The organism is Shewanella sp. SP1S2-4 (assembly GCF_031932075.1).
Classification (GTDB): Bacteria; Pseudomonadota; Gammaproteobacteria; order Enterobacterales; family Shewanellaceae; genus Shewanella; species Shewanella baltica.
The window spans coordinates 82285-103649 of record NZ_JAUOET010000003.1 but is presented as its reverse complement, the minus strand read 5'-3'; the positions used below and the strand labels follow the sequence as shown (position 1 = coordinate 103649).

The window sequence follows — 21365 nt, the reverse complement described above, 5'->3', positions numbered from 1 at the left end:
ATAACGGCTATTTAGGATTGAACAAATAGATATTGATAAGCAAAGAAATGACGGTTCACTAAAACAGACCGAGGCTTGCGCCTCGGTTTTCGGTACTATTTAAACAGTAACTGACAAGGACTAATGCTAATAGACTAACGCCAATCGACTAATGCCAATCGCCTTTCACAAAACGAGTTACACAACGTCGACTTGAATAAGGTCGATTTGCATAAGATCAATTTACAAAAATCCTTTCACGAAAGATCAGTCTTCCGTTTTAACGGCTTTCTCAACCACGGCAATGCCAAGTTCACCTAACTGCTGCGGATTGGCAAATCCTGGTGCGTTAGTTAGCGGGCAAGCGGCTGTGGTGGTTTTCGGGAACGCCATCACATCACGGATTGAGCTAGCGCCTGTCATCAGCATGATGATGCGGTCTAAACCAAACGCTAAACCTGCATGTGGCGGTGTGCCGTAACGCAGCGCTTCTAACAGGAAGCCGAACTTCTCTTTAGCTTCTTCGTCGGTAATGCCCAGAATACGGAATACCGCAGACTGCATTTCTTGGTTGTGGATACGCACCGAACCACCGCCTAATTCGCAGCCGTTTAATACCATATCGTAAGCATCAGAAACGCGATTGGCTGGGTTAGCTTCAAGTTCTGCTGCGGTTACGCCACGCGGTGCGGTGAACGGATGGTGAACGGCATGGAAGCTACCGTTGATCTTCTCAAACATCGGGAAGTCAACCACCCACAGTGGACGCCATTGACCTTCAAGTAAATCAAAGTCTTCGCCCGCTTTAAGACGCAGTGCGCCCATAGATTCGGCAACCACAGTCGCTTGATCTGCACCAAACAGGATAATGTCGCCAGTTTGCGCTGCCGTGCGGCTCACGATTTCATTGACTATGCTTTCGTTTAAGAATTTCAGCACAGGTGATTGAATGCCTTCTAAGCCAAGGCTTAGGTCATTAATCTTCATCCACGCTAAGCCTTTAGCACCATAAATGCCAACAAACTTAGTGTAATCATCTATTTGCTTACGAGACAGTGCAGCGCCGCCTGGAATACGCAGTGCGGCAACACGACCTTCTTCATCGTTAGCAGGGCCTGAGAATACCGCAAATTCCACTTCTTTGAGTAAATCGGCAATGTCCACCAGCTCTAATGGGTTACGTAAATCTGGCTTATCTGAACCGAAACGACGCATCGCTTCGTTGTAGGTCATGCGTGGGAACTCGCCGAGATCCACGTTCAGCATTTCAAGGAACAGACCACGCATCATCTCTTCGGTTTTCGCCATCACTTGCTCAGAGCTCATGAAAGACGTTTCGATATCGATTTGGGTAAATTCTGGCTGACGGTCGGCACGTAAATCTTCATCACGGAAGCATTTTACGATTTGATAGTAACGATCAAAACCTGACATCATCAGCAACTGTTTAAACAGCTGTGGCGATTGTGGCAAGGCAAAGAACTGACCTTTATAAGTACGGCTTGGTACTAAATAATCGCGGGCACCTTCTGGGGTTGCCTTGGTCAGGATCGGTGTTTCTATGTCTAAGAAACCGTTTGAGTCGAGGAAACGACGCACAGAACTGGTCACTTTAGCGCGGAAAATTAATCGCTGCGCCATTTCTGGGCGACGTAAATCTAAGTAACGATACTTAAGACGTTGCTCTTCGCTGTTGTTCTGGTAGTTATCCATGCTCAATGGCAGTGGATCGGCAGCGTTGATAATAGTCAAGGCTTGGCCTAAGACTTCAATCTCACCCGTCTTCATTTGATCATTGACTTGGCTGTCAGGACGGGCGCGAACTAGGCCTTTAACCTGAACGCAAAATTCGGCGCGCAGCGTGCTGGCGACATTGAACACCTCAGGTAAGTCTGGATCATAGACCACTTGGATCAGACCTTCTCTGTCTCTTAAATCTAAAAAGACAACGCCACCCAAATCACGGCTACGATTAACCCAACCTACCAAGGTAACTTCTTGTCCAACGTGAGACTTATTGACGTCTCCACAATAATGACTGCGCATCTAACTCTATCCTTTATCCGGAAACCGGTGCTTTGGAAATAATCAAAACGAGATAAAAGCGGCATTATAGTAAAATAATGCCGATTACCAAAGTACTTCACACTTAGGCGGTGAAGTATCAAACAGTTTTACGCCCTTGACTAGAGGCGAACGCACTATCTGAGCATGAGCGTTCAAAAAAACATCAAGCTGAGCGATAACAACGCCCGCCGCAACTTTTTGCGTGGTACATCAGTTGATCGGCTTTTTTCAATAAGCCTATCGCGGTATCACCATCGCGGGGGTAAATCACCACGCCCATACTGACCGCTATGCTGACACTGACGCCTTGAATAAGCAAAGGGCTCGACAGTGCCTGTAGAATATTATCAGCAACTTGGGTTGCAGCATCGAGATCTTGCACACGATTTAGCAGGATAACAAACTCATCGCCGCCAAATCGCGCCACGGTATCTGAGCCACGGATAACCTTGGTTAACTTTTGGGCGACCTGTACCAGCAATTCATCGCCAATCGGATGACCATGTTGATCATTGATTTGTTTAAACCCATCCAGATCGATGAATAGCAAGGCAAAATGCGCTTGCTCGCGCTGATGGCACAGCAAAGCTTGGGCTAATCTGTCATCGAGCAAGGCGCGGTTAGGTAACTGAGTCAAAGCATCGTGGTTCGCCACATGCAACAAACGTTTTTCAGCGACTAATCGCTGGGTGATCTCACGATTTAAGCGGCGATTCACTAACAACACTGCCACCATCACTGAGCACAAAATGATCACGCCAAATACGATATAACGCAGCCATTGCAGATATTTAGCGCTCTCTGTCGCGACAGAAAATGACACCCAACGCGCATAAATTTGCTGCTGATGCTGAGCGTCAATCAAGGCTAAGGCTTTGTTAATCAGTGGCACCAGCGGCGCAAATTGAGGATAAACACCAATATGGCTATGCTGATCGGCAAGATCACTCAGCAGCGACATTTTCAGCGTCGGGTAGTGACTGGTTTTAAGTTCGGAGGCCAATGTCACCACTTTATCAATAAACACATCCGCATTGCCATTCGTCACCGCCGCCAATCCCGCCTGCGTATTTGGCACTATCACTAACTTGAGTGAAGGTTCCAGACTCATCAATTGCGCCACCAAATGATAGCCTTCGACCACGGCCACCCTTTGCCCTGCAAGCTGGGCAATATTGAATACCGAGACTTGCTCCAATTGCGACACTAATGCCCACGGCGATGGCCAATATGCCTCACTAAACGCTAAACGCTGCTGGCGCTCCGCCGTTTGGGCGACACTGCCGGCTAAACTTACCTCGCCCTTTTGCAGTGCGTCGATTAACGAATGCCAATCATCAAAGGCAACGGGCGTGAGCTTAAGTTTGAGCTGTTCCTTGAGTAATTTGACGATATCGCTATTGATCCCCGCAAACTCGCCCTGCTCATCCATAAACTCCATCGGCGGCCACTGCTTTAAATAGCCCACTTTAAGCTCGCCTACACTTTCCACATAGGCCTGTTCTGCAGGGCTTAGGCTGACGTGGCGCTCAGCTTGGGTAAAAACATGATCTTTGGGATTAAGCATCCATTTATTTTCAATATCGGCAAACTCTTGATTGCTAATATTGTTAAAGCCATTGGCGATCCGCTGCGTCAGACCAGGATCATCACTGCGAGTCAGCACATAAATGTTGGTGCTAAATTCGAGATTGGGATACTGGCTAAAGTCAGACCAGCCTTTATTGAGCAGTAAATAATGGGATGTCCATGCACCCGAAGCCACAAAGCCAGCAATCTCGCCTGATCTTGCGCCCGCGACCATGGCATCCATATTGTCATAATAGCGCAGTGCCATTTGGGGTAAGGCTTTACGTAACTCCACCAGATAAGGCGCCGTCGGCACCACACCAATACGTTTACCTTTTAAGCTGTCTAAATCGGTCAACTGCTGCTGAAAGAGAAACAAGCGGCTCTTAACCGTATATAAGTGCCAAGCCCGATTAAGCCCCGTTTTGACATCGTCACTCTCTGGATAACCAATGTGCGCATCGGCAAGACCTCGGCGAACATCATCCACACTGGAGTTCATATCGCCAGAAATAAAATCAACGGCGATACCGGTCTTCTCGGACCACAATTGCCACATGTCCACATACAAGCCATGGGGTAAACCATCAACACCTAAATCCACAAAAGGCTCGGCGCCCAGTTGCATGGAAATAACAATCCCAGCTTGTTGACGTTGATAGCCAAGCCATCGTCGTTCCGTTTGCTGGATAAAGTGCGGATCGATCGCGGTGAAACCTTTATTGATCCTATCGACTAAATCAAGATTGCCCTTTTTGACCGCAGGAACGAACTGCATCGCCTTTATCTGGATTCGCGCCGTATTGGGATAATTCGCGGCAATCTCTTGGGACGAAGCGGGATCTTTCAAATAACCTTCTAAGCCCGCAAACACCATAATCTCACCAGCGGCAACCCCCGCGAGTAATTTCTCACGACTTTCGTAACGTTTAAACACGAGCTGCGGTTCGATACGGTGCAATTCCGCTTCGTGGGATGAAGCCGCCACCACACCAATTTGAAAGGGAATGAGTTCTTTAATGGACTTTTTGCCCTGCAGGGATTTATGCAGATACAAAAAGGTACCAACATCGGCGATGGGCACAGCAAAGTCGAACTCTTGCTCACGCTCTGGGGTTTTCCCCATGCCGATATGCACTTGCGCTTTACCTTGCCGCAGTTGATCAAGGGACTCGTGCCAATGGCGCGCCACAAAAACCACTTGGGTATGGCTTTGTTTCGCCCACTCTTTCCATAAATCGACCAGTAGTCCAGTCGGCTCACCATCGTTGTCGACATATTGATAGGGAAAGCTATCCTCCCCCATCACCACGATTAATGGCTCGTCGGGCAATGGACTTGCCTGCCCCATTATGCTCAAAAAACAGCTGCACAAGATCACAATTAAGTGGATCACAAACTTCAAGTTGAGCCCTTAGTACTTGATGTACATGTAACGATTTTGTTATCTATGGCGTATTAGACAAAAATTTATCGCAAATTACCAGTATGAGACTTGCTGCTAATCGATCGGATTCGTTAAAATGCCGGGTTGAATTCCCATGAAAAATCTCAGATGAACGTTTCTCAAGACACTATCTACGCTCAAGCGAGCGAGCATATTAGCGATTTCCAGTTTGATAACCGTGTAGCAGGCGTGTTCAGTGACATGATCCGCCGCTCCGTGCCTGGATATACGCAAATTATCAATACCATAGGCGATTTTGCAGATCGTTTCGTCATGCCAAATACTCAAATTTACGATTTGGGTTGCTCACTCGGCGCCGCAACTTTAAGTATTCGTCGCCAAATCCAAGGCCGTCAATGCCGCATTATCGCCGTGGATAACAGCGAATCTATGGTTGCACGCTGCCAAGAGAACCTGAATGCCTATGTCAGTGATACAGACGTCGATCTGGTTTGCGGTGATATTCGCGATATCGATATTCAAAATGCCTCACTGGTGGTACTCAATTTTACCTTGCAATTTTTACCACCAGAAGACAGAGAAACCCTGATAGCCAAGATTTATCAAGGTCTGAATCCCGGTGGGATATTAGTGTTGTCGGAAAAAATTCGCTTCGAAGATGCCCCGATCCAAACCCTGTTGGAAGAGCAACATTTAGACTTTAAACGCGCCAATGGTTACAGCGAACTTGAGATCAGCCAAAAACGCAGTGCGCTGGAAAATGTCATGAAGCCAGACACCTTAACCACGCATCAACAACGCCTAACCAGCCAAGGCTTCAGTCACTTTAGTCTCTGGTTCCAATGTTTTAACTTTGCTTCTATGGTGGCCATCAAGTGATCAGCTTTAGCTCGTTTTACCAACAAATCGCCGATTCAAATCTACAACACTGGCTCGAAACCCTGCCGAGCATTTTAGGCAAGTGGCAACGGGATCATAAACACGGCAACTTGCCAAAGTGGGAAAAAGTGCTCAACAAGCTGCACTATCCTGCACCCGACCAAGTGGATTTTGTCGATAGCGTGACCGTCGGTAGTGGCGAGCAACTTAGCCCTGGCGAAAAAGAGAAGCTAGAAAACCTACTGCGCCTGTTTATGCCATGGCGTAAAGGCCCCTTCCACATTCATGGCATCCATATCGATACCGAATGGCGCAGTGACTGGAAATGGGATCGCGTGAAGCAACATATTTCACCGCTGAAAAACCGTACTGTGCTCGATGTCGGTTGCGGCAGTGGTTATCACATGTGGCGCATGTTGGGCTCAGGTGCTAAGCGCGTCGTCGGTATCGATCCTTCACCGTTGTTTTTATGTCAGTTTGAAGCCGTAAAACGTTTAGCGGGCACACATCATCCTGTGCACCTGTTGCCTCTTGGCATTGAAGAGTTGCCACCGCTTGATGCATTCGATACGGTTTTCTCCATGGGCGTTTTGTATCACAGACGTTCGCCTATCGATCACTTGTTACAACTGCGTGATCAGTTGCGAACCGGTGGTGAGCTAGTGTTAGAAACATTAGTAATAGATGGCGACGAAAACGCCGTACTCGTGCCTCAAGATAGATATGGCAAAATGAATAATGTATGGTTCATTCCGTCCGTTGCCGCGCTGATGCTCTGGTTAAAGAAGTGTGATTTCACCGACATACGTTGTGTCGATACCGATGTCACTGCCCTTGCTGAGCAACGCCGTACCGATTGGATGCCCAACGAGTCACTGGTTGAGTACCTGGATCCTAACGACATCACCAAAACGGTTGAAGGTTATCCTGCGCCCAAACGCGCCACGATTATCGCGGTGAAGAACCAGCCTAATCAGGATTTAATCAGTTGATCTAATATAAGATTTACCGCTAACAGGAAGCACTATGCTTAAGCAGCTGCTCGCTATTGTCATTGCCACCACACTTGGGGGATGTGCAATGACAGAACCGACCACCCATGCCACAGTTCCCGTAGATGCAGCCACATTCAATACCCGTTTAGCCCAGCAACAAGACTCGCTGATTGAGGTCATCAATCAGCGATGTCAACCTCAAGATACGGCGCCACTCGTGCAACTGCACGAGCAAGTGCAGCTACTACAACAGCAAGTCGCGAGTCTAGAAACACCCAAAGCTAAAACAGTTGCCATGCCCAAACAATGCGCCCGCACGCCCTTAGGTGACAAGTTTATCTTAGGTGAAGTCGAAAGCGTGTTTGTGGAGGAACTCAACACGTATTTTGCCACCCGAATCGATACGGGCGCCGAGTCTTCCTCTCTCGATGCGCGCAATATCACCCTGTTTGAGCGCGATGGCATTCAATGGGTAAGGTTTGAGGTATTCACTCAGGGGGCAAACACTCCGCCACAACAGTTTGAGGCCAAAGTAGTGCGCATTGTCCGCATTAAACAAGATGCGAGCGAGAAAGAAGATCGCCGCCCGGTGATCCACGCGCATCTTAAAATTGGTCAATATGCTGCAGAAACCGATCTCAACCTCACCGACCGCAGCCACCTCGATTATCCGTTACTACTTGGACGCAAGTTTATGAAAGACATTGCCGTAGTCGATGTCAGTCAACGTTATGTCCACGGCAAAGTAACAAACCAAGTAACCTCGGCGCAGTGAGCACGCTTTGCACTAAATGGCCGAACTCAAGAGGCGTGAGAACCAACAGCGATGAATGTCAAAGCTAAGCGTCAGGCGTGGATTTTGTATCAGCTTTGGTATCAGTCACGCCGCTCAAACTCACCGTTCACAACGACAGCTTAAAATTATTATTTTTCGACAACTTAATACGCAAAAAAATAGCTCAGCCAACGCAGGCGTCGTGACTATCACACTCGTGACTATAACACTCGTGACTATAACACTCGTGACTATCACATCAGTTTTTTAATAGACAATCCCGCGTTGGCATAACACTGAGTAGACGTAGCACTAAGTGACCAAACACTAAGTTGATCTAATACTAAGTTGTCCTAACAAGAAGGATCCATAATGCACTCACGCAACCCTTTCTATATCTTGGTGGCAGTGCTCTTTATTGTCGGCATCGGCGCCAGCATTTACCGTGGCGTCGAGCATAACGTGCCCTTTTTGCACGGTGAGCAAGTTCAAAGCTGGGCCGTGGAAGCCAAAGTCAGTTTTCAAGGTACGGGTGAGCCTGCAGAAGTGTCTTTCTCTTTACCGCAAGATCCTGCCTACCAAGTGCTGGTCGAAAATGCCAGTTCACCGGGTTACGGTTTAACCATCAATCATAATGAAAACGATCGCCGCGCGGTTTGGTCGATACGCCAAGCCCTAGGCACACAGGATTTATATTACAAAGTGACACTGGTGCCGACAGGGCATACCGAAATGTCAGCGACTCAAACACCCGCAGCGCCCGAAGCCTATTTATGGCCCGCGACTGAACAAGCCGCCGCAGAGCAAGTGATTGCAGAAGTCTGGGCTCGCAGCGCGAGCAACCTCTCCTTCGCCCAACAATTGATGGCATCGATAACCGAGCCTAAACGCAGCCAGAATGTCGAGCTATTGCTCGCAAGCCAAACGCCGACCCAACTGTTTTTACACATGCTACACACTAAGGGCATTCCTGCGCACAAGGTCAGCGGTTTGTATTTAGAAGATCAACGCCGTCGACAGCCCTTATCACCTTTTGTTGAAGTCTTTCACGACGGTCAATGGATACTGTTCGATTTAGTCAAAGGCAAACAAGATCGCCCCCAAAACCTGCTGCTGTGGGAACGTGCGGGCCACTCAGTGCTTGATGTCATGGGCGGCGTTAACTCGCAGGTGAACTTCGCTATGCTGCAGGACACCCGTTCCGCCCTTGCGACGTCCATCGACATGATGATGAACAACAATGCGCTCGATTTCTCCCTCTACCAATTACCCCTTGAGGAGCAAAGCCTTTTTAAAGGGATCTTGCTGATCCCCATCGGTGTGCTGATGGTGGTATTTTTGCGGGTGATGATTGGCATTAAAACCTCAGGGACTTTTATGCCAGTATTAATCGCACTGGCCTTTATTCAAACCAGCTTACTCACCGGATTAATTGGTTTTTTGCTTATCGTTTCCTGCGGACTCGTCATCCGCTCCTACCTGTCCCATTTAAATCTACTGCTAATCTCACGGATATCGGCGGTGATCATCGTGGTAATTGGGATCATCGGCGTATTCACACTGCTTTCCTACAAGTTTGGTTTGAGTGAAGGCTTAACCATTACTTTCTTCCCGATGATTATTCTGGCGTGGACCATAGAACGCATGTCGATTCTGTGGGAGGAAGAAGGTCCGAGGGAGGTTATGCTCCAAGGTGGCGGCAGTTTGATGGTTGCCACCTTGGCCTACCTCGCTATGAGCGCAAGCTGGGTACAGCATTGGGTGTTTAACTTTCTCGGGATTCACTTAGTGCTCTTGGCCTTAGTGTTACTTATGGGGCAATACACAGGTTATCGCCTGCTCGAGCTCAAACGCTTTAAATCATTGGCGGGTGCATAAACATGGGGTTAGCTTGGCCGTGGGAGCTACGCAAAAATGGCGTGCTTAATATGAACCAACGTAATATCGATTACATTGGCCGTTACAATCCGCGTAAATTTTATAAACGTGTCGATGATAAGTTGATCACTAAACAACTGGCACTAGCAAATGATATTGCGGTTCCTGATCTGATTGCAGTTGTGCGCGAACAACACGAGATAGTGCATATCCCTGAACGCATCTCAAGCCGAAGTGGATTTGTAATCAAACCCGCCAAAGGCTCGGGCGGCAAAGGTATTATAGTGATCACTAAGGTCGATAATGGGCGCTACTTTAAACCCAGTGGCCACGAGATCAGCCTCTCTGAGCTTAACCGCCATGTCTCCAATATTCTCAGTGGGTTATTTTCACTCGGCGGTAAACCCGATGTTGCCATTATCGAAGGCCTAATCGAATTCGATCCTGTGTTTGAAGGCTACAGCCATGAAGGAGTACCCGATATACGCTTGATTGTTTTTAAGGGATTTCCCGTGATGGGCATGCTGCGTTTATCAACTGCAGCATCCGACGGTAAAGCCAACTTACATCAAGGCGCTGTGGGTGTAGGCGTTGACATTGCCACCGGAAAAGGGTTACATGCTGTGCAATTTGATAGACAAATTGAGTTTCATCCCGATACAGGTAAAAAACTCACCGATATCATAGTGCCCCATTGGGAAAGCTTGCTCAATACAGCTTCCAGCGCCTATGAAATGTGTGAAATGGGTTATCTCGGCACTGACATGGTGCTAGATCAAAGCAAAGGCCCTTTACTACTTGAACTCAATGCGCGCCCGGGACTGGCGATTCAGATTGCAAATGGAAAAGGTATTTTGCCTCGTCTTAAGCATGTTGAAGCCATGTCATTTCATTCTATGACAGTTGCAGAACGTGTTGCCTATGTTAAAACCCACTTTACTGGTTAGCCTGCTTGGCTTAAGCCTTTATGCTACGAATGCCGCCTATGCGGCGCCAAGTCCTGTTCCCCTCTTGGTTGAGCAATGTCTGCGTTTGCCAAACATTGAGCTCGCGTCAGCCTTCGCCAACGCGCGCTTAACGACAGCGCAATTAACCTTGGCCCAGCGCGCGCTTATTTTTGAGCAACAGACGATTGGGCTTAATAATATCAACGACAGGCTCAACTATTACCGTGGGTTTAACTTACCGAGTGAAGAACGCGAAGGTTTACTGCAATGCCAGTTACGCCTCGCCGATACCCTGTCGCAACTTCTCAACCAAGCAGAATTTAGCCAACTGGCTTACGCCTTAGCCCAAGGTAATGCTGAACAAATACTGTTAAGCCAACAACTTAAACACTTGCTACAACAGCATTGGAGCGCCGAGGAAAAAGCGAAACTGCATACGGCGCAGGCCAGCATAGGCCAAGGGTTAGGCAGCCAACAATTTAGTCTTGCCTTCAATGACAGCCAATGCCAACCCGAAGCGACTCAGCAGCAACATCATCTGCATAAAGAAGAGGGTAAAAGTGACGAGCCGAAGCGCAGCAGTGCAAAACAGAGCGATTTTTCGGGCACTATCGTCAGCTACTTACTGACACAGGAAAACGCCGTATGTCGCCAAAATGTATGGCAAGCCTACCAAGCCAGAGCGAGTGAAACCAATCAAACGGCATTACAGCGAATTGCTGAGCAGCGCCAACAAGCAGCCACTGCCGCAGGCTTTACCGATTACAGCGCATTAGCGCTTAGTTCGCAGCAGTTATCATCCCCTGAGTTGGTCAAAGCCTTTCTCGATAGTCAAACCCAAGATTTGCAAGTGACTCCCTGGGATATTGGACGTACCCTGTCACAACAAGCATCAGCCAAGGGCCCCACATGGCAGACCTCAGACGTCTTGAGTCGCAGCTTTACTTATCTGCAAGTGTTTGGTTTGCAGTTTGAGACCATAGCAACCGCCAACGCCGAGAAAACACCAACCGATCCTAATCGGCCGCATATCGTCAGGGTTTACCACCAGCAAAGATTGTTGGGTGAAATCTATGTGGCGTACAACCAAAATCCACAGCAAAGTAGTCAACAGCAGACATTGCGCCAAAGTGTACTCGGCCAGCAATTTGGACAACAGGCGTTGGATCTTAAGCCGCAGCTGAGTAACTACAAAGACATTGAACAGTTAACCGAATCCATCGCAGAAGCAGTGACTTCCCTTGCTAAAGCGAGCCATTTCTACCTCAACAATGCCATGGGACAAAGTCAGGATAGCCATTTTGTGGCGAGTCTCTGGTTAGCTGAAGTGCTGCGCCATCAACTCTTTCCGCAATTTGAGCAAAGCTATTTACAAGAGCGTGAAACACTGGCTAAAGCTTATTCGAAACAGCTCAGAGTCTTTCGCGCTAAGGTTGCAGTCAACTTTTATCAAGATGTAAATTCACAAATCTATCCGGATCTCGGTGCAGAGTTTAGTGCTAGCTTCGGCCAAAATTGGCCGCAAACCAAGGATTATCCCTATAGTTTCAATGCTATCGCCAACGAAGGTCCACTTTACTACCAATCGCTCTGGCAAGCATCGTTAGCCCAGCTGATTGATCAAGCAACATTAGGCTGCCAAGACAAACTTCAATTATTCAATTTGTTAGTCGTCAATGAAGACGCTTTAAACGTAAGTGAACAATTGAATGCCATCATTGGTGCACCCGTTGATAGCGCTTCGCTGATCCAAAGGATCTCCAATAGCGCCGCTTCGGAACATGCTGGTAGCTCTGACAATCAAGCTTTCAACGCCACAGGTTCTTGTGCGTTTTAAAAGTGAATGCATAAGCTGTGTTTGTGACTCGCTCGGGCGCAAACACAGTTAATCGTCATGATTCGCCTCTCGAACACCTCAATAACTTAGCGCGACATAGCTAGCAGTATGTCGTGAGAATGACTGACTCTATGATATTTAATTGAAAAAGTCGTAAGAAGTGGCCACTATAAGCCTCAATCTATCGTTTTTTTGAGATTATAATGACTCGAGCTAAATCTACCTTAGAACAATGGCGTATTTTGCAAGCGGTGGTCGATTATGGCGGCTATGCCCAAGCGGCCGAAAAACTCAACAAGAGTCAATCGTCACTCAACCATGCGGTTGCCAAATTACAGCATCAATTAGGTATTGAACTACTCGAAGTCAAAGGCCGTAAAGCCTATCTCACCCAGCAAGGCGAAGTACTGCTGCGCCGCTCACGGCATGTCACCCAAGCCGTCAACGAGTTAGAACAGCTCGCGAGTAATCTCGAGCAAGGGTGGGAGCCGACACTCACGATTGCCCGTGAAATTATCTATCCGATGGAAAGCTTAGTGTGTGCCCTCAATGCGTTTCTGCCCCACAGCCGTGGCACTCGCATCATCATGCTCGACTCAGTGATCACCGGCACCCAAGAGCTCATTCTGCAGAGTAAAGTCGATATTGCTATCTGTGCAGGGGTGCCGCCTAAAGGGTATTTATCCGAGCCTTTATGTGAACAAGAACTCTACCTCGTTTGTCATCCAAGTCATCCACTCGCTGACTTAGGTTCGATTGAAGACGATAAGCTACTGGCACAGTATTTACAGTTAGTGATCAAAGATACCGGCGTGCAATCCAATATCGACATCGGCTGGCTCAAAGCTGAGCAGCGCTGGACAGTTTCTAACTTCCACGAAGCAAAAGTCATTTTAAACCAAGGTATTGGTTTCTGTTGGATCCCGTCTTTTTTAGTCCAAGAGGAATTGGCTTCGGGCAATTTAGTGCGTTTACATCTTGATGGCAGTCAAAAACGCCGCATCATGTTAAGCCTAGTGATCCCCAATAGGGATCAACAAGGACCAGCATCTAAACTGCTTGCCTCTTTGATTTTAAAACAGCATGGAATTGAACCGACAAATAACAATTAATAGCAAGATAACCAAACGAGTTCTCAATTTGAGTGAGCAAGACGCTAAGAGCCTAGTGCTGACGCTGGTTTAGTGCTTAGTGCTTAGTGCTTAGTGCTTAGTGCGAAAGAATAAATGCAGAGAGGTTGCTTGAAAAAAGAGAATGAACAGCTGAATGGACATAGTTAAAGCCTAATCTTACACACTAAAATCAACATAGCGTGCTGGTTGCTGACCCAAGTATTGCGGCTGAATAAATCCTGCTTCCTGCGATGCATCATCCTCTGCACTTGACTCACTCTGCGGTGACGCACTGCGATTCTCACTCGCACTGAAACTTGATGGCGGCGCGTTTATCTCGTTGGTATCTTTTGCTGCCAGAGTTGGCAGAACAGTAGCGGATTGCGCATTATTAGGCAGCTCGTTTACAGGGGCTAGATTAGAGGGCTGAATATTGACTTGCGGCGTTACGTCAGCACGGACTGAAGGCCCAATGCTGGCTTGTGCAACAGCGACATAATAACGACTGGCGGTACTATCGGGTCTTGGAATAAAACGGGTCGCTAAATCAGCAGCAGTTGGTGCTTCTCCAAATGCTAAGGTTGCGGTCGGTGGCTCAATGGTTTCCACTGTCGTTGGCGTATTGACTGAACCGCTGGTACTCGAAGTATTAGACGGAGTTTCCGAACTAATACCAGAACTTGTGTCAGTCGTCGCAGCTGTTTTGGCCGTCTGCGCTTCAACCCTTTGAATGAGCTTATCGACTGCATCTGATACTGGTGTTGAGACGGCATTTTGGGGCTGAGAGATATTCCCTGACTCATCGACGTTCCCCGTTACTACGGGTGTGTGTTCTTGCAACGGCGGTAGCGCTTTAATCTGCGCATCGGCGCCCACTAAGGTTTGGGTTGTTTGCAAGTCTACAATCTGTTGTTGCCGCTCTTCAGCAAGCTTCACCTTTGCTTCATTCATTTTTTGCAAAGCTTCAGCGGCAACGCGAATATCCGCAGATGAAGGATCAACTGGAGCCATTGCCGCCGCGTACACTTGCTTCATTTTGTTTATCGTTGCGAGTGGATCGCCTCCGACAGCAGAAACATCGATCTGCACTTCACCATCGGTAGCATAACGTTGGCCATCGGCGCCCTTCTCATACTTAAAACTCGGACTCTGAGCATATTGCCCGCCGACTGTAGCATGGGCATGTTCATGGGCTTTAACCTCAGAATCTCTAGCCTTAAGTGAATCAACCTGTTGTTGCTGTTGCGCCTGCGCTTTTTCTTGGGCTTGCTTTACTTGCTCCTGAGCCTGCTGTGCCTGTGATTGCGCTTGTGATTGTTGCTGCTTTGCTTGTTCCGCTGCCACAGCTTGCTGTTTCTGCGACGCTTCTTCCTGTGCTTGCTTTTCAAGCTGATTATCGTTTTTAGCAAAAACATCGGCTAAGGCTTGCTGACGATCTTCTGGGTTAGACGCTATAGCAGGATCTTCTACCTGACTAACTTGAGCCTTAGCGTCACCGAAAACCTGGGTAAATTGTTCCAACACTGTCGGTTGAGCAACTTCATTGCGAGCGGATTGATCTGCTGCTTGTGCAGAGTTTGACTGCTCAACAGTCCCTGCACTCGCAGCTGAACTATTACTACTACTTATATTTCCAGAATTTCCAGAACTGTTATTTACAGAGCTATTACCTGCTGGGTTAGAGGTGGAGGAGTCAACTACCGCTGCGCCAGTAAAAACAGTTTGTGGCCCAAACACTGCGGCTAAATCAGGCGTTATGGGAGAAACACTGCCTTTACTTGATGGATTGAAAGCGGGAAGCTCTGTGCTACTCGTGCCAATTGAAGAACTCGGAGGCGTAAAAATATTAGCTGGAATACTGCTCGTGACACTAAGACTCGGACTTGTTGTAGATAAGGCGTTTGCGCCAAGGCTAGTTCCTATAGTACTCGTGATTGATGAAAATGCCGAAGTCGACACAGGTGCGGCAATTTGTCCCCCACGCACACCAGAAATGGATCTTGGCCCCGTTAATAAGCTAAAACTGGCATCGGCATGTAAACTCGCCCGATCTTTTAACCCATTGACTTGAGGAAGATTGACCTGAGGAAGAGTAACCTGCGGCCTTGATTCAGCAAAAGGATTGGCTTTTAGTGCTTGGCTTGCGCCGTTAACCGCTGGTAGTAAAGGCGTAGCAGCGACTGAAAACGGCGCTTTTACAGCATCAATACCAGCGACATTTGAACTTATGGATGTCGCCGTATTTGTCCCGTTGAATAAAGGCGTTGTTGATATAGCTGCAGGCGTTGCAGAAAATGTTTGAGTGCTCGAGGGCAATGAACTAGCGGCCGAAGAACTCGCGTTAAAAGATACATTCGGTGATGAGTGGAGAGATTGGGAAACGTGAGTTGCTAATGAAGCAATAGGCGCAGCTTGAACCGGAGCGGTTGAGGTTCCAGTAAAATGTGGTTCATAGGCACCACTCGCTTCAAATTTTGCTGAGCCTGCAGTGTGAGCGCTGGCTCCTTGATAAGTGCTATTAGCTTGACTCTGGATTAGGCTCTGGCTTTGAGTCTGGCTTAGATTCGAGCTTAGCGTCTTATCATGTGACGAAAATGAAGAGGATGGCGCTCCAACCTTAGGTGATAGCGCCACAACCGACATGAGTTTTACACCTTAATATTAATGATCGAACCTATCGTTTCTGAATCAGTTTCAATCACTTCTGTTGAGGCTTCACCTTGTCTTAATGACTCATTTGCTGCCAGTAATGCCGAGGTTTTATCGGGCTGGGCAACATCTCTAGCAGGCTCAGCCGGAGTCGTACTTTGCGTCTGTGTAGGTTTAGCCACATCTATTGTTGCTTGAGTGAGCCCAGATTGAGCACTTTGCAAGCCTTGCAGACCGGATGAATAAGCAGATTGGATTTGCATAACGGTATTCCTGCACGCTGTGATTAATGGGTCAATTATTGACCAGCAACGAGCAAAAGTACAGATTTTATCCGCATTCTCAGCATTTATTTATAGCTAGATTTATCCTGTGATCCAATTAGCTTCCCAATCCTTAAATACGGGATTAAAACCCTGCCGTTGCATCTGTTCGATAACTTGCTCGACACTGCGATCATCGCTTATCTCAAATTGATCGAGTTGACTGTCAGGCGCTTGATAGCCGCCCGGTTGTGTCGAACTGCCCGCACTGATTTGAGTGATCCCAAGTGGCAAAAGATTATCCCTCAGCTCAGGGCTTTCCCTTGTCGACATGCTGATGTCAAGCTGTTGATTAAAAAGTCTAAATGCACAAATCATTTGCACTAAACCTAGATCCGATAGCATGACTTTCGGGGTGATCCCGCCAGTACAAGGTCGTAACCTTGGTAGCGAAATACTAAAGCGGGTGCGCCAATAGCGTCGCTCTAAATAGTCGAGATGATATCCCATCATTAACGCATCTAAACGCCAATCATCCAGCCCGAGTAATACCCCAAGACCAATTTTATCAACGCCCGCCGTCGCAACTCTGTCAGGTGTTGCTAAACGATAGGCAAAATCCATTTTTTTACCTCGGGAATGGTGACGAGCATAAGTCTCGGGCTGATAGGTCTCTTGATAAATCATCACAGCATCTAAACCTAGCGCGACTAACTGGCAATAATGGTCCTCACTCATGGGCTGGACCTCCATCGCCAAATGGCTAAATTGCTGCTTTACCAGCGGCAACATTTGCTTGAAATAATCGATGCCGACCTTAGTTTCATGCTCACCCGACACCAGTAAAACAGAATCGAAGCCCCTATCTTTGATAATGGCCATTTCGGCCATCAACTCCAGCTCATTCAAGGTCTTGCGCTTGAGTTTGTTACTCATGCTAAAGCCACAGTAATCACAATCATTAGCGCACAGATTCGAGACGTATAGCGGTAAATACATACCCAGATTCGCGCCAAATCGCTGCCGCGTAAGCGCCGCTGAACGTTGTGCCATGGTTTCTATATAAGGTTCAGCCGCAGGTGATAACAAGGCCAGTAAGCTACGTAAATCCCCTGCTGGACTCACTAACGCCCGCTCAACATCCTGGGCAGTGCAAGAATACAAATCGAGTAACAGTTTATCCCGTGGGATCTTGGTAAATTCCGCTACAAAACTCATTGGTTTAAAAATCCCGTCAGAGGACTGGTATGTACCGCGCCTGTTTGTACTCGGCCAAGCCCAGCTTCAAAGGCCCGTCTACCGCATTGCACCGCCTCTTTAAAGCACTCGGCCATCACTATCGGCGACGCACTGCTGGCGATGGCGGTGTTGACGAGCACCGCATCGGCGCCCAGCTCCATTGCCCGCGCAGCCTGTGAAGGCGCGCCAATACCGGCATCGATCACCACTGGCACCCGCGCCTGCTCTATGATGATTTTTAAAAAGCTTTCAGTGACTAAACCCTGATTACTGCCAATCGGACTCGCCAGTGGCATAACCGCGGCGCAGCCCACTTCTGCTAAACGACGGCACAGCACAGGATCGGCATGCACGTAAGGCAATACGATAAAGCCTTTCTCACAGAGGATTCTAGCCGCCTCTAAGGTTTCAATCGCATCGGGCATTAGGTACTTAGGATCTGGGTGGATTTCGAGCTTAATCCAATGAGTTCCCAGCATTTCACGGGCAAGCTCAGCCGCAAACACCGCTTCCTTGGCGTTTCTCGCCCCCGAAGTGTTAGGCAATAGCCGTACACCCGCTTGGCGTAACGGCGTGAGTAAATCATCAAGCCCCATTTTAAAATCAATTCTTTTCATCGCAACTGTCACTAACTGCGATTTTGAAGCCGTTATCGCCTCTAGCATCACTTGGCTATTGCTGAATTTTCCCGTTCCGGTAAATAACCGTGATTCAAACTCCACATCGGCAATCGTTAACATACTAGCCTCCCGCTACAGCTGAAAAAAGTTCTAATTTATCTTCATGTTGGCAGAGAATCGATTGCCAGCGATTACGCGGAACCACCTCTGCATTCAACACGATAGCGACCGAATCGAGGGCTATATCTTGCGCGAGGATCACAGCCGCGAGTGAAGTCGGTTCCGTTAATGGCTGCGGGACATTATTTATGTGAATTAAAATCATATCAAACCTCCATACTTTATAGTTTGCTGGGCTTATCGGATGATGAACGAATCTCTTTTGGACCACATACGTCACAATGGGGATCCCGCGTTAATGTCGCCGCTGTCCATGAAAGTGATTTAGCGTCGAAGCGCCAAAAACGCCCAAACAAGGCACTTTTAGGTTCATCACAACTATCCATACTCAGCAAGAGTTGCATGGCCACCAAAGATTGCATTGACGCCATCACGCCCACGTTCGGCCCGAGTACGCCTTGGGTACTACAGCTCTGCGACACTCTCGTCTGTGCGGGGAAAATACAGTGATAACAACCACCAGAGGGGAACCGCATTTGGTCGACTGCAAACAATTGACCGCTAAATGCTGCGATTGACGCACTGACTAAAGGTAAAGCCGCTTCGATACAGCGGCGATTAATGGCTTGGCGAGTCGCAAAGTTATCTGTGCAGTCAAGCACTAGCACTTTTTTACCCCGTTGTTTTGCCTCTAGAATATCAGCCAAGTGATGAGCCGCAGTTTCTGTATTAAATGCCGTTTCATAGGCAGTAACAGTGCAATGCGGTGCTATGCCATTGAGCTTTTGCTTGGCAACTCGCGCCTTATTGAGTCCAATATCGGCATCGTTGAATAACAATTGTCTTGGCAGATTTGATACTTCAACCTTATCCATATCGATTAAGGTCAAGCGACCAATACCTGCACAGGCCAGATATTGCGCCGCCAATTGCCCTAAGCCGCCAAGACCGATAATTGCGACACTGGCGTCGACCAATTGCAATTGCCCAGCCTCACCGACTTCAGGCAATAAGACTTGCCGAGAATAACGGATGAAATCGGCATCACTGAGTGTATGGCCGCAGTGTTCATTGTCGCTGTGTATATGACCGCAAAGAACCTCTGCGTGAGCAAGCGGTTGGTTTTTACTCATGCTTTGCATCCAACTCATGCTTTACAGCCAGTTCTTCAGACAAGCTACATTGCTCCCAAGCTTGGCTCAACTCTGCAAAGGCGGCTAACGGATCCTTAGCTTTCGTTATTGCGCGCACCACAGCAATATTGCCCACCCCCGTGGTTTTCACCTTTGCCAGATTATCTAAATCAATACCGCCAATGGCGACCAAGGGATAATGGTCTTGGAGTAACGCCACATAGTGTTTAAGTTTTGCAAGCCCTTGGGGCGCCGAAGGCATTTGCTTCGTTGTGGTAGGGAATATATGCCCAAGCGCTATGTAGGATGGCGAGTATTGGTGCGCCAATAACAGCTCGAAATAACTGTGGCTGGATATACCAAGCGCGAGCCCCGCGGCTTGAATGGCCGCTAAGTCGGTAACGGCGAGATCTTCTTGGCCTAAATGTACCCCAAAGGCATGGTATTTCATCGCTAACTGCCAGTGATCATTGATAAAAAGCTGCGCATTAAAATGCTTGCCTAAGGCAATGGCCGTTTGAATTTGTGCTTCTAATTCGGAGCCAATTAACTCAGGTTCGCCTGACTCACATCTACTCAGCGCAGACTTACCTAAATTAAATTCGGCTGGCGCTGCAGTAGTTAATTCGCTGATGTCGGTTTTTATCCGTAACTGCAGGGTTTTAACGCCCGCAGCTAACAAACTTTCCAGCATGATTAAGTCACTCACCACAGGGTAAACACCAAGATCGGCATCGAGCACTTTAAAACCGTGGGATAAAATATTTTGAGGTGACGTGTAGGCTATTCTTACCTGATCTGTTGCGGATAAAACTGTTGCAACTAAATCACTTCTAACATCAAGATGTTGATTGAGGTGATGACTAATAAAATTGCCATCACACAGATTTATCTTGGCATAGCGGGACAAATCATTAGGCCAACCCGTTCGGGCCAACGGCCCTGGACCTTGCCCTAAGCCAACGGCCGCGCTTAAGCCTTGACTCACATAGGCTTTGGCAACCACCACCGCATCTTGCAATACAAAACCTTGCGCTAACACGGCGGCAATGGCCGATGACAAAGTGCAGCCGCTACCATGATTATGACGGGTATTAACCCGCTGGCTGGCTAACCAGAAGCGCCCATTTTGATGCAGCTCAGAACTCGCGCGCACTTGACGACAAACTAGATAATCCTCGGCAAGCTCAAGATCCCAGCCATTACTCTTGTAAGCGGTATCAAGAGCGTTAGCGTGAGTTTGAGCATGAGTATCAGCAAGAATGTCAGTGCTGCCAAAGCTTACATCGCCCCCTTTGGCGAGCACACTGCAATCAAGACTCTGAGATAAAGCCAGTGCAGCAGCAGCGAATTGCGCTTTCGTTGAAACATCACTGTGAGTTAATCGCCCAAGTTCAAGCACATTGGGCGTGATAAGTTCGATTAAACCTTTGAAAGGCCTAAAATCTAAGGCTGATTTAGCCGCACTTTTTATATCCTGACAGTTATCGACTGCTAATGCATCGCCACAACTGGCGACCATCACAGGATCGACAATCACAGGCACAGATGGATAGTGGATTTTAAAACTCGCGATCCAATCTGCCAGCAATGCCACTTGAGTTTGATCTGCCAGTAAGCCGATTTTAATTGCTTTGGGTGGTAAGTCGGAAAGTAAAGTCGTCAGCTGAGCCATTAACATCGCCGCTGATACGGGCTCGACTAAAGTGACCGCCACAGAACTTTGCGCCGTCACTGTGGTGACCACACTGCAACCGTGACAGCCCAAATCTTGAATTGTCGCTAAGTCCGCCTGAATACCGGCACCACCGCCACTGTCTGAACCGGCTATGGTCCAGACAAACGCGGGATGCTCGGTATTCATGGGCGCATTATCCCCATGAATACCCAACATA

The 21365-nt window shown here is 48.0% G+C and carries 16 protein-coding genes; 7 read left to right on the top strand and 9 right to left on the bottom strand.

Translation table 11 applies throughout. The features are described from left to right. Positions 1 to 246 precede the first annotated feature (246 nt). Positions 247 to 2025 (bottom strand): aspartate--tRNA ligase, encoded by a 1779-nt coding sequence (aspS, locus tag Q4Q52_RS04565; protein ID WP_311989947.1) that lies wholly within the window; start codon positions 2023 to 2025, stop codon positions 247 to 249. A 184-nt stretch (positions 2026 to 2209) separates the two neighbouring features. Next, the gene (locus Q4Q52_RS04560) at positions 2210 to 5020 is read right to left on the bottom strand and encodes a transporter substrate-binding domain-containing protein (protein ID WP_311989946.1); all 2811 of its coding nucleotides are present in this window, start codon (positions 5018 to 5020) and stop codon (positions 2210 to 2212) included. A 150-nt stretch (positions 5021 to 5170) separates the two neighbouring features. On the opposite strand from Q4Q52_RS04560, the gene cmoA reads away from it, so the two are divergent. From cmoA to Q4Q52_RS04525, 7 genes are all read left to right on the top strand, one after another. Further along, complete coding sequence (gene cmoA, locus Q4Q52_RS04555; protein ID WP_006081747.1) at positions 5171 to 5902, top strand: carboxy-S-adenosyl-L-methionine synthase CmoA; 732 nt, start codon at positions 5171 to 5173, stop codon at positions 5900 to 5902. After that, positions 5899 to 6894 carry a tRNA 5-methoxyuridine(34)/uridine 5-oxyacetic acid(34) synthase CmoB gene (gene cmoB / locus Q4Q52_RS04550; RefSeq protein WP_006086784.1) on the top strand — a complete coding sequence of 332 codons (996 nt, stop codon included), beginning with the start codon at positions 5899 to 5901 and terminating at the stop codon, positions 6892 to 6894. Before cmoA ends, cmoB begins: the two co-directional genes overlap by 4 nt. A gap of 34 nt (positions 6895 to 6928) precedes the next feature. Continuing rightward, complete coding sequence (locus tag Q4Q52_RS04545) at positions 6929 to 7672, top strand: ATP-dependent zinc protease (RefSeq protein WP_311989945.1); 744 nt, start codon at positions 6929 to 6931, stop codon at positions 7670 to 7672. Positions 7673 to 8044: 372 nt separating this feature from the next. Further along, complete coding sequence (locus tag Q4Q52_RS04540; RefSeq protein ID WP_311989944.1) at positions 8045 to 9550, top strand: inactive transglutaminase family protein; 1506 nt, start codon at positions 8045 to 8047, stop codon at positions 9548 to 9550. A gap of 2 nt (positions 9551 to 9552) precedes the next feature. After that, a complete protein-coding gene (locus Q4Q52_RS04535; RefSeq protein ID WP_311989943.1) occupies positions 9553 to 10497 on the top strand; it encodes an alpha-L-glutamate ligase-like protein in 945 nt (314 codons plus the stop codon). Beyond that, entirely contained in the window at positions 10472 to 12334 is a 1863-nt protein-coding gene (locus tag Q4Q52_RS04530; RefSeq protein ID WP_311989942.1) for a peptidase M3A, read from the top strand. Before Q4Q52_RS04535 ends, Q4Q52_RS04530 begins: the two co-directional genes overlap by 26 nt. A gap of 203 nt (positions 12335 to 12537) precedes the next feature. Further along, a complete protein-coding gene (locus Q4Q52_RS04525; protein ID WP_311989941.1) occupies positions 12538 to 13446 on the top strand; it encodes a LysR family transcriptional regulator in 909 nt (302 codons plus the stop codon). A 177-nt stretch (positions 13447 to 13623) separates the two neighbouring features. On the opposite strand, the gene Q4Q52_RS04520 is transcribed toward Q4Q52_RS04525, so the two are convergent. The 7 genes from Q4Q52_RS04520 to Q4Q52_RS04490 all read right to left on the bottom strand — a co-directional run bounded on the left by Q4Q52_RS04520 (position 13624) and on the right by Q4Q52_RS04490 (position 21364). Further along, on the bottom strand, positions 13624 to 16089 hold the full coding sequence (locus tag Q4Q52_RS04520) for a putative metalloprotease CJM1_0395 family protein (RefSeq protein ID WP_311989940.1): 2466 nt from the start codon (positions 16087 to 16089) through the stop codon (positions 13624 to 13626). Positions 16090 to 16094: 5 nt separating this feature from the next. After that, positions 16095 to 16358, bottom strand: coding sequence for a chemotaxis protein (locus tag Q4Q52_RS04515; protein WP_311989939.1), 264 nt, complete (start codon positions 16356 to 16358; stop codon positions 16095 to 16097). A 102-nt stretch (positions 16359 to 16460) separates the two neighbouring features. Continuing rightward, a complete protein-coding gene (thiH, locus tag Q4Q52_RS04510) occupies positions 16461 to 17576 on the bottom strand; it encodes a 2-iminoacetate synthase ThiH (protein WP_311989938.1) in 1116 nt (371 codons plus the stop codon). Then, a complete protein-coding gene (locus Q4Q52_RS04505; protein WP_311989937.1) occupies positions 17573 to 18337 on the bottom strand; it encodes a thiazole synthase in 765 nt (254 codons plus the stop codon). The genes thiH and Q4Q52_RS04505 overlap by 4 nt, the downstream gene beginning before the upstream one ends. A 1-nt stretch (position 18338) precedes the next feature. Further along, positions 18339 to 18542 carry a sulfur carrier protein ThiS gene (gene thiS, locus Q4Q52_RS04500; RefSeq protein ID WP_006081758.1) on the bottom strand — a complete coding sequence of 68 codons (204 nt, stop codon included), beginning with the start codon at positions 18540 to 18542 and terminating at the stop codon, positions 18339 to 18341. A 16-nt stretch (positions 18543 to 18558) separates the two neighbouring features. Then, positions 18559 to 19470, bottom strand: coding sequence for a HesA/MoeB/ThiF family protein (locus Q4Q52_RS04495; protein ID WP_311989936.1), 912 nt, complete (start codon positions 19468 to 19470; stop codon positions 18559 to 18561). Then, complete coding sequence (locus tag Q4Q52_RS04490; protein WP_311989935.1) at positions 19463 to 21364, bottom strand: bifunctional hydroxymethylpyrimidine kinase/phosphomethylpyrimidine kinase; 1902 nt, start codon at positions 21362 to 21364, stop codon at positions 19463 to 19465. Before Q4Q52_RS04490 ends, Q4Q52_RS04495 begins: the two co-directional genes overlap by 8 nt. Position 21365: the final 1 nt, after the last annotated feature.